This window comes from Spiractinospora alimapuensis (assembly GCF_018437505.1).
Classification (GTDB): Bacteria; Actinomycetota; Actinomycetes; order Streptosporangiales; family Streptosporangiaceae; genus Spiractinospora; species Spiractinospora alimapuensis.
Map to the genome: position 1 here is coordinate 882,417 of NZ_CP072467.1, position 15,720 is coordinate 898,136.

15 protein-coding genes are annotated in these 15,720 nt (G+C 70.4%); 12 read left to right on the forward strand and 3 right to left on the reverse strand.

What is annotated here, in order from left to right; genetic code table 11:
• Window positions 1-238: 238 nt before the first annotated feature.
• The 6 genes from J4H86_RS04145 (at window position 239) to pstS (ending at window position 7,354) form a co-directional block, all read left to right on the forward strand.
• The gene (locus tag J4H86_RS04145) at window positions 239-1,771 is read left to right on the forward strand and encodes an LCP family protein (protein WP_236542182.1); all 1,533 of its coding nucleotides are present in this window, start codon (window positions 239-241) and stop codon (window positions 1,769-1,771) included.
• Window positions 1,772-1,917: 146 nt separating this feature from the next.
• On the forward strand, window positions 1,918-2,652 hold the full coding sequence (locus J4H86_RS04150; protein WP_236542183.1) for a hypothetical protein: 735 nt from the start codon (window positions 1,918-1,920) through the stop codon (window positions 2,650-2,652).
• Between the two features lie 103 nt (window positions 2,653-2,755).
• Window positions 2,756-4,243 (forward strand): TldD/PmbA family protein, encoded by a 1,488-nt coding sequence (locus J4H86_RS04155; RefSeq protein ID WP_236542184.1) that lies wholly within the window; start codon window positions 2,756-2,758, stop codon window positions 4,241-4,243.
• 77 nt (window positions 4,244-4,320) lie between these two features.
• Window positions 4,321-5,649, forward strand: a complete 1,329-nt coding sequence (locus J4H86_RS04160) for a metallopeptidase TldD-related protein (protein WP_394356499.1) — start codon at window positions 4,321-4,323, stop codon at window positions 5,647-5,649.
• Between the two features lie 214 nt (window positions 5,650-5,863).
• A complete protein-coding gene (locus J4H86_RS04165) occupies window positions 5,864-6,088 on the forward strand; it encodes a hypothetical protein (RefSeq protein ID WP_236542186.1) in 225 nt (74 codons plus the stop codon).
• A gap of 153 nt (window positions 6,089-6,241) precedes the next feature.
• Window positions 6,242-7,354 (forward strand): phosphate ABC transporter substrate-binding protein PstS, encoded by a 1,113-nt coding sequence (pstS, locus tag J4H86_RS04170; protein WP_236542187.1) that lies wholly within the window; start codon window positions 6,242-6,244, stop codon window positions 7,352-7,354.
• A gap of 72 nt (window positions 7,355-7,426) precedes the next feature.
• On the opposite strand, the gene J4H86_RS04175 is transcribed toward pstS, so the two are convergent.
• Window positions 7,427-8,101: a hypothetical protein gene (locus J4H86_RS04175; protein ID WP_236542188.1), complete on the reverse strand. Its 675-nt coding sequence runs from the start codon at window positions 8,099-8,101 to the stop codon at window positions 7,427-7,429.
• A 253-nt stretch (window positions 8,102-8,354) separates the two neighbouring features.
• Between J4H86_RS04175 and J4H86_RS04180 the strand changes: the two genes are divergently transcribed.
• The 5 genes from J4H86_RS04180 to J4H86_RS04200 all read left to right on the forward strand — a co-directional run bounded on the left by J4H86_RS04180 (window position 8,355) and on the right by J4H86_RS04200 (window position 13,848).
• Window positions 8,355-9,539, forward strand: a complete 1,185-nt coding sequence (locus tag J4H86_RS04180) for an RtcB family protein (protein WP_236542189.1) — start codon at window positions 8,355-8,357, stop codon at window positions 9,537-9,539.
• Between the two features lie 162 nt (window positions 9,540-9,701).
• Complete coding sequence (locus J4H86_RS04185) at window positions 9,702-10,301, forward strand: hypothetical protein (protein WP_236542190.1); 600 nt, start codon at window positions 9,702-9,704, stop codon at window positions 10,299-10,301.
• A 17-nt stretch (window positions 10,302-10,318) separates the two neighbouring features.
• Entirely contained in the window at window positions 10,319-10,801 is a 483-nt protein-coding gene (locus J4H86_RS04190) for a hypothetical protein (RefSeq protein WP_236542191.1), read from the forward strand.
• Between the two features lie 836 nt (window positions 10,802-11,637).
• A protein-coding gene (locus J4H86_RS04195; protein WP_394356445.1) for an IS5 family transposase occupies window positions 11,638-12,515 on the forward strand; the annotation gives its coding sequence in 2 pieces (ribosomal slippage) (window positions 11,638-12,006 and window positions 12,009-12,515; 876 coding nt in all).
• 445 nt (window positions 12,516-12,960) lie between these two features.
• On the forward strand, window positions 12,961-13,848 hold the full coding sequence (locus J4H86_RS04200) for an alpha/beta fold hydrolase (RefSeq protein WP_236542192.1): 888 nt from the start codon (window positions 12,961-12,963) through the stop codon (window positions 13,846-13,848).
• A 38-nt stretch (window positions 13,849-13,886) separates the two neighbouring features.
• Here J4H86_RS04200 and J4H86_RS04205 read toward each other — a convergent pair whose 3' ends face one another.
• On the reverse strand, window positions 13,887-14,417 hold the full coding sequence (locus J4H86_RS04205) for a GNAT family N-acetyltransferase (RefSeq protein ID WP_236542193.1): 531 nt from the start codon (window positions 14,415-14,417) through the stop codon (window positions 13,887-13,889).
• A gap of 40 nt (window positions 14,418-14,457) precedes the next feature.
• Between J4H86_RS04205 and mobA the strand changes: the two genes are divergently transcribed.
• Window positions 14,458-15,015 carry a molybdenum cofactor guanylyltransferase gene (mobA, locus tag J4H86_RS04210; RefSeq protein ID WP_236542194.1) on the forward strand — a complete coding sequence of 186 codons (558 nt, stop codon included), beginning with the start codon at window positions 14,458-14,460 and terminating at the stop codon, window positions 15,013-15,015.
• Window positions 15,016-15,025: 10 nt separating this feature from the next.
• Here mobA and ybaK read toward each other — a convergent pair whose 3' ends face one another.
• Window positions 15,026-15,535, reverse strand: coding sequence for a Cys-tRNA(Pro) deacylase (gene ybaK, locus J4H86_RS04215; protein ID WP_236542195.1), 510 nt, complete (start codon window positions 15,533-15,535; stop codon window positions 15,026-15,028).
• Window positions 15,536-15,720 lie beyond the last annotated feature (185 nt).

Sequence of the window (15,720 nt, forward strand, 5' to 3'; positions counted from 1 at the left end):
TCACCCAGCGGGCCCTGGGGCCAGATCATGACACTCGTGCCAGGATCTGGTGGCGAATCCGCACAAATTCCCGCACCGAATAGCGGATGGGGGCCATTCGGTGCTCGGTACCCCACTCCGGGAGCGGGCGCCGGGCCGGAACCGGGTGCGGTGGACGCGCGCCGACCTGGCCCCTCGCCACCGAGTGGGCGCCAGCCTGTGATACCCATAAGTCCGACTCTTGACAGAAAGGAGGACGATGCCCGAGTCGTCGCCCCCAGTGTCCCGTCCGGGGACCGCGCGTGCCCTCCTGTGGACCGCTCTCTCCGTCATCCTTCCGGGTTCCGCGCATCTGCGGGCCGGGAAGCGCCGCGCCGGTACCGCGCTGATCGTCGGGTACGTCGTCCTTCTCGTCGCCGCCGGAGTCGCCGCCTACCTCATGGGCGACGCCACACGCGCCGCTCGGTTGGCCCTGCGCCCGAACGTCCTGCTCGCCCTGGGCGGGTCGGCCGTGGTGCTGGCCCTGCTGTGGTGCACGGTCGTCGTCCACTCCTACGTCCTGCTGCGGCCCGAACGCAGTGGCGTTCTCGCCCGCCTCACCTCGGTGGTCGTCGTCGCCGCGCTGTGCCTCACCGTCGCCGCGCCGGCCGCGGCGACCCTGCGCGGCACCTACATCGCGCACGATCGCCTCACCTCGATCTTCGGGGCGGACGCGCCCGACCATCCGTCGTCCTCCGAGGATCCGACCGCGGTGTGGGGCGACCGGGACCGGGTCTCCATGCTGCTGATCGGCAGCGACGGTGGGGACAACCGCTACGGGGTGCGCACCGACAGCATGATGGTCGCCAACATCGACGTCGAGCACGGCGACGTGGTGCTGATCGGTCTGCCGCGAAACCTGCAGAACGTGCCGTTCCCGGAGGACTCCGAACTCGCCGAGCTCTACCCCGAGCCCACCGGCTTCGACCAACTGCTGCAGGACGTGTACCAGGTCGTCGAGGAGGATCCCGAGCTCGCGGTGACCCCGGGAGTGCCCAACCCCGCGGCCGACACCCTCAAGGACACGATCGGCTACGCGATCGGTCTGGACGTCGACTACTACGCCATGGTCGACATGCAGGGGTTCGAGGACCTGATCGACGCGATCGGCGGGGTGCGGATCCGGATCGAGGACGAGATTCCCTGGGGCCATCGGGGTGACGTCCTGGAGCCGGGTGTCCAACAGCTCACCGGCCAGCAGTCCCTGTGGTACGTGCGCTCCCGTATCGGCAGCGACGACTACACGCGGATGGGACGGCAGGGGTGCCTGATCCAGGCGGTCGCCGAGCAGGTCGACCCCTGGACCGTCGTCACGAGCTTCCAGGACCTCGCGGACGCGGCCGAGGCGACCCTGGAGACCGACGTCCCCCTGGCCTTGGTGAGCAACTTCGTCGACCTGGCGGAACTCGTCCCGCAGGGGTCCATGCGCACGCTGCAGCTATCGCCACCGCAGGTGTCGACGGCCTACCCGGACTGGGAGGAGGTCCGGGAGATGGTGGCCGAGGCGGTACAGGAGCAGGAAGACGCCCAGGCCGCGGCCGAAGAGGACGCCACCTCGACCCCTGACGCCACCGAGACCGGCGCGGCCGACGACGACGCCCCCGACGAGGACGCGGACACCTCCGAGGAGGGCGCCGAGGACGAGGAGTCCACGGAGTGGCAGGACTGGAGCGGCTCTCCCAGTGCCTCCCCCACCACACCGGGCCGTCAGGTGGGCGACGAACCGGCGTCCCTGGACGAGATCTGCCCGTAGGTCCGGCCCCGTCGGGTGCGGGGGCGGACCCACATCGAACGGAAAAGCCACGTGCGGTCGAATCGGTCAGAGGCCGCGGACCGGTCAGACCGCCTTCGCCGCGAAGGTAACGTTCGCCGTGTGGGACACAACCGGGGGGACGCGACGTGACACGGATCGTGGTGACACTCCTGTGTCTGGGGGCCGTCGTCGCCGCCGTCGTGCTGTGGGCCGCTCCCCTGCTGGAGCGGGTGGGCGTCAGCGGCGCCGTGCTCCCCTGGACCGAAGCGTGCTCGGTGGGTGAGGGCGACGCCTCGTTCGCGCTCTCCCTCGACCAGGCCCAGCGCGCCACGACCGCAGTCGCCCTGGAGTCCCGGGACGACGTGGAGGACGTCGAGGTGGACGTCCAGGACGTCGAGTCCGACGCCCTGGACCTGCTGCGCGACGGTCCCGCCGACGGCCCCGGCCCCGTGTTGACCTGCTCGGTGTCGGGATCGGACGATCTGGTCGAGGAGGACCTCAACGACTCCGGACTCACCCCACGCGCCGAGAACGTGCTGGAGGAGATGCGGGACGTCTTCGGCGAGCTCAGCGTCGGCGGGTTCGAACCCGGCGGAGTCGACGAGGGGCACGGAGAGAACTCCGCCCACTACCAGGGACGCGCCGTCGACGTGTTCTTCCGCCCCGTGAGTGAGGAGAACCGTCGCGCCGGGTGGGTCCTCACCAACTGGTTGGTCGCCCACGCCGGTGACCTCGACGTCGACGTGATCATCTTCGATGACCGGATCTTCTCCTCCCGGCTGCCCCAGTGGCGCGACTACAACTCCCCCGATCCCGACAACGAGATCCTGCGCCACCTGGACCACGTCCACGTCGACGTACGACGCGGCTCGGGCGACTGACCACGTCGTCCCACGGACCATCCGCGCCGCGGCGCCGTCTCGGTCCCGAAACGGGCGGGGCGGCCCTGGAACCCGCGCCGGGCGACACGTTACGGTGCTCTACGTGCCTGCAATAGACGCGGAATTCCTCGCCCTTCCCGCCCGAGAACTGGCCGACGCCGCCCTGCAACGAGCCCGGGACCTCGGCGCGGAGCACGCCGACGTACGGCTGCAGCGCATGGTCGGTCAACTGGTCGTACTCGCGGACGGTGGTGTGGAGTCCGCCGCCGACACCGACACCCTCGGGTTCGCCGTCCGGGTCATCAAGGACGGCACCTGGGGGTTCGCCGCGACGAGCCTGCTGGGCGTCGACGCCGCGGTGGCGACCGCCACGCGTGCGGTGGAGTCGGCCGTGATGTCGGCGGCGGTGAACTCCGAGCGGATCGAGCTCGCACCGGAACCGGTCCACACCGACGCCACCTGGGTGTCGGCGTACGAGGTGGACCCGTTCTCCGTTCCCACCAGTGACAAGACCGACGTGCTCGCCGGGTGGAGCCGAGGCCTGCTCGCCGACCCACGTGTCGATCACGTCGACGCCCACCTGTGGCAGGTCAAGGAACAGAAGTTCTACGCCGACTCCGCCGGAACCACGACCACGCAGCAACGTGTGCGCATGGCTCCCGTTCTGGAGGTCATCTCGACCGCGACGGGGACGTTGGAAAGCATGCGGACGATCACCCCGCCCGCGGGCCGTGGCTACGAGTACCTCACGGCGATGGAACCGGAGCTGGCCGAACTGCCCGAGCTGCTCGCGGAGAAGCTCGCCGCGCCGAGCGTGGAGCCGGGGGACTACGCGCTACTCATCCACCCGTCCAATCTGTGGCTCACGATTCACGAGTCGATCGGACACGCCACCGAACTGGACCGGGCGCTCGGGTACGAGGCGGCCTACGCGGGAACGTCGTTCGCCACCCCGGACAAGCTGGGATCCCTCCGCTACGGCTCGGAGATCATGAACGTCACCGGGGATCGCACGGTGCCCCACGGGCTGGCCACCGTGGGCTACGACGACGAGGGCGTCGCGGCCGGCTCCTTCGAACTGGTCCGCGACGGCGTGCTCGTCGGGCACCAGCGTGACCGTCGGATCTCGGCGCTGCACGGCCACGACCGGTCCAACGGATGCGCCTACGCCGACTCCGCGGAGTCCGTTCCGATCCAGCGGATGGCGAACGTGTCCCTGCGGGCGGCGCCGGACGGCCCTTCGACCGAGGAGATGATCTCCGGTGTCGACAACGGCATCTACGTGGTCGGAGACCGCAGTTGGTCGATCGACATGCAGCGCTACAACTTCCAGTTCACCGGACAGCGCTTCTACCGGATCTCCGGCGGCCGGCTGGCGGGACAGCTTCGCGACGTCGCCTACCAGGCCACCACGACCGACTTCTGGGGGTCGATGGCGGCGGTCGGCGGACCCCAGACCTACGTGCTCGGCGGGTCCTTCATGTGCGGGAAGGGGCAGCCGGGGCAGGTCGCGGCCGTGAGTCACGGCTGTCCGACCGCCCTGTTCGAAGGAGTCCGGGTTCTCAACACCGTTCAGGAGGGTGGCCAGTGAGCCGTCCAGCAGCCGTGCGACGATCCGCCCAGGACACGGTCGAGCGCGCGCTCCACCTCAGTCGGGCCGACGAGACGATGGTGCTGGTCTCCGAGACCAGCAGCGCGAACCTGCGGTGGGCCAACAACACGCTGACGACCAACGGCGTGACACGGGGACGCACGGTCACCGTGATCGCGCTGACCCACGGCCCCCAGGGCACCGCCGCCGGGGTGGTGAGCCGCACCGGAGCACCGGACGACGCCCTGGCCGAGCTGGTCGCCTCGGCGGAGGCGGTGAGCCGCGAGGCCGCCCCGGCGGAGGAGGCCCGTCCCCTCCTCACGCCCGAGGACGCCGCGTCGGGCGACTTCACCTCCGAGGCTCCGGTCACCGACATGTCGGTGCTGCGCGACGTCGCCGACGGACTCGGGGAGGCCTTCGGCCGCGCGCGGTCGACGGGGCAACTGCTGTACGGCTACGCCGAACACGACCTCACCACCACCTATCTCGGCACCTCCACCGGGGTGCGTCTGTGCCACAGTCAACCGACCGGGACGATCGAGCTCAACGCCAAGAAACCGGAGTTCGCGAGCTCGACGTGGGTCGGGCAGTCGACCCGCGACTTCGGTGACGTGGACGTCCTCGCACTCGCCGCGGAGACCGATCGCCGGACCCAGTGGGCGAGCCGCACGATGGACCTGCCGGCCGGGCGCTACGAGACCCTGATGCCCCCGTCGACGGTCGGCGACATGATGATCGACCTCTACCAGGCGATGGGCGCGCGCGACGCCGAGGAAGGGCGGACCGTCTTCTCGCGGCCGAACGGGGCCACCAGTGTCGGTGAACGGCTGGCCCACCTCCCCGTGACCCTGCGCAGTGACCCGGCCGAACCGGGCCTGGAGTGCGCCCCCTTCCTGGCCACCGAGCGGACCGGCCGGACGGTGACGGCGTTCGACAACGGCCTCCCGCTGCGGCCGACCCGGTGGATCGACCAGGGCACGGTCGGCGCGCTCGGTCAGACCCGTCACTCCGCCGACCTCACCGGTCAGCCGGTGACGGGCTTCGTGGACAACCTCGTGCTGGAACACCACGGCGCGACCCGCACCCTGGACGACATGATCGCCGACACCCGGCGCGGTCTGCTGCTCACCTGCCTGTGGTACATCCGCGTGGTCGACCCACAGACGCTCCTGCTCACCGGACTGACCCGCGACGGGGTCTACCTGGTGGAGGACGGGGAGATCGTGGGCGCGGTCAACAACTTCCGGTTCAACGAGTCGCCGGCGAGCCTGCTGGAGCGCGCCACCGAGGCCGGGGTCACCGTCCCGGCGCTCTCCCGCGAGACGGGCGACTACTTCTCCCGGACGGCCATGCCCGCGCTGCGCGTTCCCGACTTCAACATGTCCTCGGTGAGCCAGGCCTCGTGACACACGGGACGTTCCCGAGACAACGTCGTAATCGAGTCTTGATGTACTGAGCGGGCTGTCCGTGTACATTGGGCAACAACGTTCCGATCCCCCGTCGGAACGTGATTGCGGTGTTCCGAGCCCCCGTCGGGCACCGTGGCGCGACGTCGGGTGGTTTGCCCCCGTAGCCACCCGGCGTCGCCGTTTCCCCTCACCCGGTGGTAGAGCTGTCGGCATGAACGCACCCAGCGAGACCGACGACCCCACCCCCCGGTGCTCCCGCAAGGACTGCCACGCGAACGCGCGGTGGGTACTGGTGTGGAACAACCCGCGGATCCACACCCCCGACCGGCGCAAGACCTGGCTCGCCTGTGACGAACACCGCGAGTACCTGGGCGAGTTCCTCGGCCGCCGTGGCTTCCTGCGGGAGACGGTCCCCTTCGACTCCTTCACCGAGTGAGTCCGGCGCCGACGCCGACCCCGGCGGTGTGTGCCCGCACCTGGACCTCGATCGATCCGGACACTGCCTGACCGGCCAGGGGGCGTGGTCACGCGCTGTTCACCGGCTGCTAGGTTCGTCTCTGCAAGCTGGTCATCCGTTGGAGAGGAACTCGTGCGGCCACGATTCGGGCGATCCCGCGCATTGGGCGGGGCCGCGCTCACCAGCGTCCTGCTCGCCGGCTGCGGAGGCGACGCGGCGGTACCGCCAGAGGACGCGCCCCCCGTCCCCGACGAGCTGGCCTGCTCCGAGGGCACGATCAGCGGAGCGGGTTCCAGCGCGCAGGAGCTCGCGATGCAGGTGTGGATCGCGGGGTACCAGCAGGAGTGCGACGACGCGACCATCAACTACGACCCGATCGGTTCGGGCGGCGGACGCAGCCAATTCATCGACGGCGCCGTCACGTTCGCCGGCACCGACGCCGCGCTGCACGGTGAGGAGACCGAGGAAGCGCGCGACCGCTGCGCGGGCGCCACTCCCGTCAACCTCCCCGCCTTCGCCGTTCCCATCGCGGTCGTCTATCACGTGGACGGCATCGACACGGGGCTGAACCTCTCGCCCGAGACCATCGCCGGGATGTTCAACCAGGACATCACCGCCTGGGACGATCCCGCCATCGCCGCGGACAACCCCGACCTCGACCTCCCCGACACCGCCATCCAGCCGGTGAGCCGCTCCGACGAGTCGGGAACCACCGAGAACTTCACCGAGTACCTCCACGCGGCCGCCGGCGAGGCCTGGCCGCACGACGCCAGCGGCCAGTGGCCGATCGAGCCCGTGGAGGCGGGGCAGGGCAACTCCGGTGTCGCCTCCGCCGTGGAGGGCGGCGACGGCATGATCGGCTACGTGGAGGTCTCCCACGCCGGTGAGCTCGACGCCGCGAACGTCGGTGTGGGTGACGCGTTCGTCGCTCCGTCCCCGGAAGCGGCCGGCCGGGTCGTGGCCGAGGCCACCCCACGTGAGGGCAACGAGGAACACGACCTCGCGCTCGACCTGGACTACGGCACCACCGCCGCGGACACCTACCCCGTCGTGCTCATCGCCTACGAGGTCGCCTGCCTCGCCTACGACGACGCCGAGGAGGTCGACCTGCTCACCGGCTTCCTGTCCTACGTCGTGAGCGAGGAGGGCCAACGCGCCGCCTCGGCCGAGACGGGGTCGGCGATCCTGCCGGAGAGCGTCCGCGCGGACGTGCGGGCGGTCGTCGACGTCATCACCGTCGACTGATTCCACCGCCGAGCCCTCCCTCCGACGGCTCACCGCTCGGTATTCGACGGAACGCCGCCGGGTCAGGTGTGCTCAGGTACTCGGCGTCGCCCGCGCGCCGTCCACCTCGGCGGCGGATTGGGCGCTGTTCGCGATGGCGCGGCGATGGACCAGGGCCGCACCGAGGGCCAGGGCGCCCAACGCGACGGGAGCGATCGGGGCGTCGTGCACGAAGAACGGCGCCCCGGCGAGCATGAGGATGAACGCGCCGGTCGAGGCGTGTCCTCCGCGTCGCAGCGCGACAGCGGCCAACACCACCGCCAGGCCCCAGCTCACGCCACCCGCCATCGTGATCAGCGTGACGGGCCCTCCGGCACCGTCCAGGGGTGCGGTGAAGTCGGTCGTGAACGCGTTCACCTGCTCGGCCACGAGGCGTTGTTCGTTCGGGGCGAGGTCCTGGGCGCGCACGGCGAGAACCCCGCTGGCGACACCGGCGACCGCGTCCATGGCGGTGTAGGACACGACGAAGATCCCGGCGAAGGCACGGCTCGCCACAGCGGCGGCGCCGGCCAGTCCGCGGGTGAGCGCCATGACGGACAGCGTCAACAATCCGAACAGTGGCAACAGGGCAACGTGCAGCCCCAGCCAGAGGAGAGGGTTGTCCATCATCGTGTGGTGGTGGCTCTCCCCTCGGGGGTGGGCGACCAGTACGATCGCCAACACCAGCGGCGCGGCGACGGTCACGAAGCGTCGGAAGCGTTCGTTCACGGCGTGTCCTCTCCCTGTGCTGTCCTCGCTCGCGCCGCCTCACCGCCGCGCGGCTCCTGATGTCTCGGCGGGAACGCTACGCGGGAGGACCGGGGTCGGGCGTCCCCCGAGGGTCTGATTCCTGGCGTGGTCCCAGCGGGCGCCTCGGGCCGGTACGGGTCCGAGGCACCGAGGCACGCGGAAATCCGATTGCGCGTCCTCAGCCCGCTCTGGCTCCATTGGGGTATCCGATGATGGAAATGAGGAGAGAGTCATGTTCTCCGAGGTGTCCGGAGCGCGAACCCCGATCCGGATGTGGGCCGACCCGGCCACGGTGGATCCCGGCGCGATGCGGCAACTGCGCAACGTGTCCGCGGTGCCATGGATCCACGGGCTCGCCGTGATGCCGGACGTCCACTACGGCAAGGGCGCCACCGTCGGTTCGGTGATCGCCATGCGCGACGCCGTGTCCCCCGCCGCCGTGGGTGTGGACATCGGCTGCGGGATGACCGCGGTCCGGACCTCCCTCACCGCCGAGGACCTGCCGGAGGACATGCGGTCCCTTCGCTCCGCGCTGGAGAAGGCGGTCCCGGTCGGGTTCAACGCCCACGACACACCGGTCGACCCGCGACGGATCCACGGCCTCAGGACCGCCGGGTGGACCGAGTTCTGGGACCGGTTCGACACGCTCGCGCCCACGGTGCTGCGGCGACGGGACCGGGCGGAGAAGCAGATCGGGACGCTGGGTGGTGGGAACCACTTCCTCGAGGTCTGCCTGGACGACGACGGTCGCGTCTGGGTGGTCCTGCACTCGGGGTCGCGCAACATCGGCAAGGAGCTCGCCGAGTACCACATCAGCCAGGCCCGCGACCTGCCGCACAACCAGGATCTGCCCGACCGTGACCTCGCGGTGTTCGTCGCCGGGACCCCGGAGATGGACGCCTACCGGCGTGACCTCTACTGGGCACAGGAGTACGCGCGCCGGAACCGCGACGTGATGATGGGGCTGGCGTGCACCGTGCTTCGGGACGGCTTCCCGGGCGTCACCTTCCCGGAGTGGATCACCTGCCACCACAACTACGTGGCGGAGGAGACCTACGACGGAGTGGACGTTCTGGTCACCCGAAAAGGGGCGATTCGTGCGGGATCCGGTGATCTCGGGATCATTCCGGGCTCGATGGCGACCGGCACCTACATCGTCCGGGGACTCGGCAACCCGCGGTCGTTCAACTCGGCATCGCACGGGGCGGGGCGAGTGATGAGCCGGTCCCGAGCCAAGAAGACCTTCACCCAGGACGACCTGATCAGTCAGACCAGCGGGGTGGAGTGTCGAAAGGACGTCGGCGTCCTCGACGAGATCCCCGGCGCGTACAAGGACATCTCCGCGGTGATCGACGCACAGCGTGACCTCGTGGAGGTCGTCGCGCACCTACGCCAGGTGATCTGCGTCAAGGGCTGAACCGGTGGTCCGTCGTCGACGGGCCACCGCCACACCGCCAGCGTCGTGGGTGTCGGGGTTTCGTCGCCGCGCCAGAGGGCAATCTCTGGGACGCGACGTCTGATACGCGGGGCCCCACCGCGCACTCCCCCGCGTCGGGAGCCCGAAAGGCCGTTGATGGGCATGGGTCTGTGGAACGCCGTCCTCCTCAGTGTCCTCGTGCTGCTCGTCGTGGCCGGCGTCACGGCTGGCGTCGCCTGGAGACGGCACGGTCGTCGACTGCGCGAACGGTTCGGACCCGAGTACCTACGGCTGCTGATGGAGAGCGGGGACCGCCGCAGCACCGAACGGGAACTCGCCCAGCGCCTACGCCGCCACCGTCGCCTGACCCTCCGACCACTCACGCCGGCCCAGCGGGCGGAGTTCACGCGGGAGTGGGCACAGGTGCAGGAGGAGTTCGTGGACGGGCCGGAGATCGCGGTCCAGCGGGCCGAGAACCTGGTGGCGCGGATCGCGTCGGCCCTGGGCTACCCGTGCGAGACCGTGGAGCAGCGACTGGACTACCTGTCGGTGGAGTTCCCCGGGAGTGTCGGACACTACCGCGGAGCCCAGGAGCTCCGCGGCGGCGGAGGTCAGGGCCCACCCAGCACGGAGGACCACCGTCAGGCCCTGATCCGGTATCGCGACTTCCTCACCCAGCTCCTGGAGAGCCCGGCACAGTCCGGCGACCGACCCAGCGATCCCCCGAACCAGCCACCGCTGGCCAATGCGGACACCCCCTGACCCGAAGGAGGACCCCCATGGCCCCCGACCCCGCGACCCCCTCCCCCCGTGACGCCGACGGCGACGCGCCCCGCACCCTCGCCGGGAGCGGACGACGTCCCAGAACCATCGTTCCGCGCTCCGCGCCCAGCGGCTCCGATCAGGCCCCGCCATCCCCCGACTCCGGCTCCACGGCGGACGCCGCCAGTGCCACCCCCGCCGCGCCCGCCGCGCCGGCCTCCGATGAGCCCTGGTCCGGCTTCTCCGCCCAGGAGCGCGAGGGACTGCGCGGCCGATGGCGCCAACTACAGGGCGACTTCGTCGACGACCCCAACGCCGCGGTCCGCGACGCCGACGCCCTCGTCGCCGAGACGCTACGCACCCTCCAGCAGCGCCTCAGCGACCACCACGCGTCACTCGAGGCCCGGTGGACGACCAACGACGCCGACACCGAACAGCTCCGGCACACCATCCGCCGCTACCGCGCGTTCCTCAACACCATGCTCGCCGCCGGTGACTGACCGGCGGCGCCGACCTGAGCCCGGAGTGACCCGCAGGGCCGACAGGGGGTTCAGGGGTCGAACCCCTGGACCGCGTGGGGCAGCTCCCCGCCTCCGACGGCGGTCCGGCCCGGTGAGTGCGCCCCGCCAGGCTCGACGCGGCGACTGCCACAGGCCGACCCCTCGGACACCGCGGCCGGCGTGGGGACGGGCTGCCTCGGGCCAACAGCTCCTGCCGACCAGTGGCCGAGCCCACCACGCAAAGCCCCCCGTGACACGAGCGAGCCCCCGCCCCTAGCGAAGCGGCGGGAACAGACTCGTCGTCCCCGACGTCTCCACACTCCCGAGCCTCGCCCCCTGGCCAGGCCGCACCGCCGCGCGATAGCCCGCATCACACCAACGTCCCCCACCCCCATCCCCCCATCAGGGATTTCTCTACCCCGATCAAGGTTTCCGCACATCCAGCAAGTGGATGTACACGTTCACCTGCTATAGCGGGGTCGGACCTGCCACGGGACGTGGTTTGACGTCATGAGATAACGATGTGGCCTGGGAGCATGTCGCGCCACTTCCTCCCCTCAACCACGGGCGCGGTGGGCGATGGTGTGATCACCGCAGCATGCTCGATGGAACGCTGTAGAAGCTCCCGACGGGCTGCGCCTGGCGTGACCTCACCAAACGCTGCGACCCTTGGCATTGTGTCCAAAGCCGCCACCGCCACTGGGCTCATGAGGGCGCCTTCGGCCGCGTACCGCACCACCTGCGGGCCCACGACGACGCTGTGGTCACGTCTGCGTCTAGGCCGTGTTTTGTGGAGGGTCTGCGGGGTGGGCGGGGTCTTTGGAACTCTTGGTCTCATGGTTCGACGCCATGAACTCACCGACGAGGAATGGGCTTTGCTCGCCCCGCTCATGCCCGCCCACCCCCACAAAGGAAAGCGGTGGGCCGACCACCGCAAGGTCATCAACGCGATCCTGTTCAGAACCCGCACCGGGATCCCCTGGCGGGATCTGCCCGAGCGGTACGGGCCCTGGGAGACCGCCGCCGGGCGGCACCGCCGCTGGTCACTGGACGGGACCTGGGACAGGATCGCCGAACGGCTGCGTATCGACGCCGCCACCGGCGAGGCCCTCGAGGTCGGCATCGACTCCACCACCGTGCGCGCCCACCACCACGCCGCCGGCGCCACAAAAAAGGGGAAACGGCCCGGAACGAACCGGACGGATCCGAAGCACTGGGACGCTCCCGGGGAGGACTGACCACCAAAATTCACCTGATCGCCGACAACCGTCGCCGCCCCTTGGCCATCGCCACCAGCCCCGGCCAACGCGGGGACACCCGCATGTTCGAGCCGCTAATGGCCGCGCTACGGCTACCGCGCAGCGCCGGCCGCTCACGGACTCGCCCAGACCGTCTACTGGCAGACAAGGCCTACTCCTCATCAGCGATCCGGGCCCACCTGCGCAGACGAGGCATCCGGGCGACCATCGCCCAACCCCACGACCAAAGCGCCAACCGCAAACGCAAAGGAGCCAAAGGCGGCAGACCCCCGACCTTCGACCGGGACACCTACCGAAACCGCAACACCGTCGAACGATCCATCAACCTACCCAAACAAAACCGAGCAGTCGCGACCAGATACGACAAACGCGCCGCGATCTACGACGGAACCACGCAAATCGCCTCCATCCGGATCTGGCTCCGCGACCTCACCCGTTCAAAAAACACGACCTAGGGTCCTCCGTTACGGTTGGGGACATCCCCGGCAGTGGCCTGTGCGTGTTCTGGCCGACAAGACCTACTCCACTCAGACCATCCGGTCCTGGCCGCGTTCACGCCACATCGGCCGCAGCATCCTGAGTGCAGGGACCACAGTGGGCCAACCGACAAACTCGTGGCCCTACACCCTGAGGGCCTCCCACACCCAACCGTGCAGCTCCCAAGCGCCGCGTTCTGGCAGAACGCCGTATCGGTTAACTCAAGCACCACCGGACACACCACGACCCACCGAACACTCCCCAGTGGACTCGGACCTCAGCACCGACCATACGACGAGCCCTTCGCGTGGTCGGTGAACACTCGGTGGCCGCTAACCGAGCACCGGCCGCCGGCATCATGCTTCGCCCGGAACCGGGAATTCGATGGCCGGTGGCGATCAATGCCTGCCACACTCCTCCGACATGAACACATACGGTGAGCCCCCGACCCGAGTGGGGCAGACGACCCTGGACGACGGCAGAGTGCTCGGGTGGGCCGAGTGGGGGCCACGCGACGGGGTTCCCGTCGTCCTGTGTCCCGGTGCTGGCACGAGCCGGTCGCTCGGGCTCGCCTGTGGGGTTCCTGACGCCGTGGGTGCGCGGCTGATCTCGGTGGACCGCCCCGGGTTGGGTGTCTCCAGCCCCGACCCCGGACGGACTCTGCGCGACTTCGCCACGGATCTGGAGAACCTGACGAGTCTCAGGGACATCGGGCACCCCGCCGTGGTCGGAAACTCCCAGGGAGCTCCGTTCGCGCTCGCCTGCGCGGCGATGGGGACCGCGTCGGCGGTCGCGGTGGTGGCCGGCGCCGACGAGGTGGCAGCGCCGGAGTTCGCCGCCGACCTGCCGCCCGAGCTGCACGCGCTGGTCGAGGCCATCGACGACGACCCGGCGGGGGTCGAGGCGGACTTCCTGACCTTCACCGCCGACCGGATACGGAACATGGTGCTGTCCAGGAGCCCCACCCGTGACCTCGCGGTGTACAAGGATCCCGGGTTCGACGCGGCGTACCGGCGCGCGCTCGCGGAGGGGTTCGCCCAGGGAGCGGTGGGCTACGCACGAGACACGGTTCTCGCGATGGACCAGTGGGATCTCCCGCTGTCCGCCATCACCGTTCCCGTCGACATCTGGTACGGAACCGAGGACACGACGCACTCCCCCGACCGGGGCCGGTTCCTGGCGACACGGATCGCGGGAGCCGAACGCCATCTGGTTCCCGACGCCGGGGGTTCCCTGCTGTGGACCCACGGGGAGCGCGTCCTCGGCACACTGCTGGCGCGGACCCCCACGGGTCGTGGGGATCCGAGGTGAGCCCCCGACTCGGCCGCCGGAACGGCCGCGCCGCGTCGCTATGCCTCCGCGCCGGTCCGGGCGTCGGCGTGTGGGGACGACGCCAAGGACAGGGAGTAGGCGAGCAGGGTGAAGTCGACGCCGTCCGGGGTCCAGTCGAGGGAGGGGCGGCGGTGGAAGCCCAAGGCGTCGTAGAGGCGCTGGGCTCGGCGCATCGTGGGTTGGGTGCACAACAGGAGCGTGTGGGCCCCCGACCGCCGCGCCCGGGTCACGGTGGCGCCCACCAGGGCCCGGGCGACACCACGCCCCTGGGCGTCGGGGGCCACCGCCAGGGCGCGGATCTCCGCCTCCTCGTCGCTGGTCACGAGTTCGCTCTGGTCGCCCCGCCACATCAGGGTGACCGTTCCCACCAGGCGGTCCTCCTCGACGGCGACCAGCACCTCATCCCTGGTGTCGGCCCCCATTCCGAGCCGCCGTAGTTCCGCGGCGTAGGAGTCGTCCTCCCGGAGGAACCCTCGCTGGACGTAGGCGGTGACGCGCAGGTCACCGATGGTGGGGAACTCCTCGGGGGACGCGGGGCGTACTAGCATGAACTCCACCAGACCGATCGGGACACGTGAGGCACGGACAATGATCGTACACCCGTACGATGCGGTGATCCTCGCCGGAGGTCGCGCCCGCCGTATGGACCACGCCGACAAGCCGGGGGCCCGCGTGGGCGACCGGAGCCTGTTGGAGCGAGTCGCCGACGCGGTTTCCGACGCCGAGCACCTGGTCGTGGTGGGCCCACCCCGCCCGTCGCCGGCGGCGCGCTACGTCCGCGAGGACCCGCCGGGGTCCGGCCCGGTCTCCGCCCTGCGCGTGGGACTCGCCGAGGTACGGGCGCCGGCGGTCGCGTTGCTCGCGGCCGACATGCCCTTCCTCGCCCAGACGCACCTACGCCCGTTGTGGGACGCGCTGGCCTCGCGGGACGGCGCCGTGCTCGGTGACGCGTCGGCACACCCCCAGTGGCTGGCGGGCGTGTGGCGTACGGACAGTCTCCGCTCGGCGCTCCGGCACTACACGGGCGGTTCCTTGCGTGGAGTGCTGTCCGGCCTGGACTTCGCGCTCGTCACCGACGGTGGACACGCGGCCTTCGACTGCGACACCCCCGAGGACCTCGCCGAGGCCCGGCGCCGGCTGCGGTAGGCCGCGCCGGTCAGCCGCGCGAGGCGGCGATCGACGCCGTGGCGCCCGCGCAGAGCGCCAGGAGGTCGTCCGGACTCAGCTCCAACTGCGCTCCGCGCCGTCCGGCGGAGACGTAGACGGTGTCGTGGTCGGTGACGGTGCGATCCACGAGGGTCGGCAGGCGTTTGCGCTGACCGAGCGGAGATATTCCCCCAGTGACGTACCCCGTGGCGCGCTCAGCCGCGAGCGGGTCAGCCATGACCGCGCGTTTGCCACCCACGGCGCGGGCGAGGGCCTTGAGGTCCAGCGAACCGGAGACCGGGACGACCGCGACGGTCAGGACGCCGTCGACCTCGGCCACGAGCGTCTTGAAGACGCGCTCCGGCGCGACACCCAACTCGGCGGCCGCCCGTTCCCCATAGCTCGCGGCCCCCTCGGTCTCGGCCTCGTACCCGTGCAGCACGAAGTCGATCCCGGCCCGCGTCACCACCGTCACCGCAGGAGTCGACCCGGCCCCCCGCCCCTTCGCCGTCCTGGCCATCCCGCCCTCCTCGACGTTCTCACCCTGCCGCCCATTCTGCCTCTGGGGGACACACCCCACTGCCAAGACCCCACACCGGCCCGAAGGCGCGGCTCCACGTGCCGGGAAGCCACCGTGCCCGCCCGGTCACCATCACTGACCATCGGGGGTTTCCACCCCCGATGGGCGACTCCCACCCGGTCGAA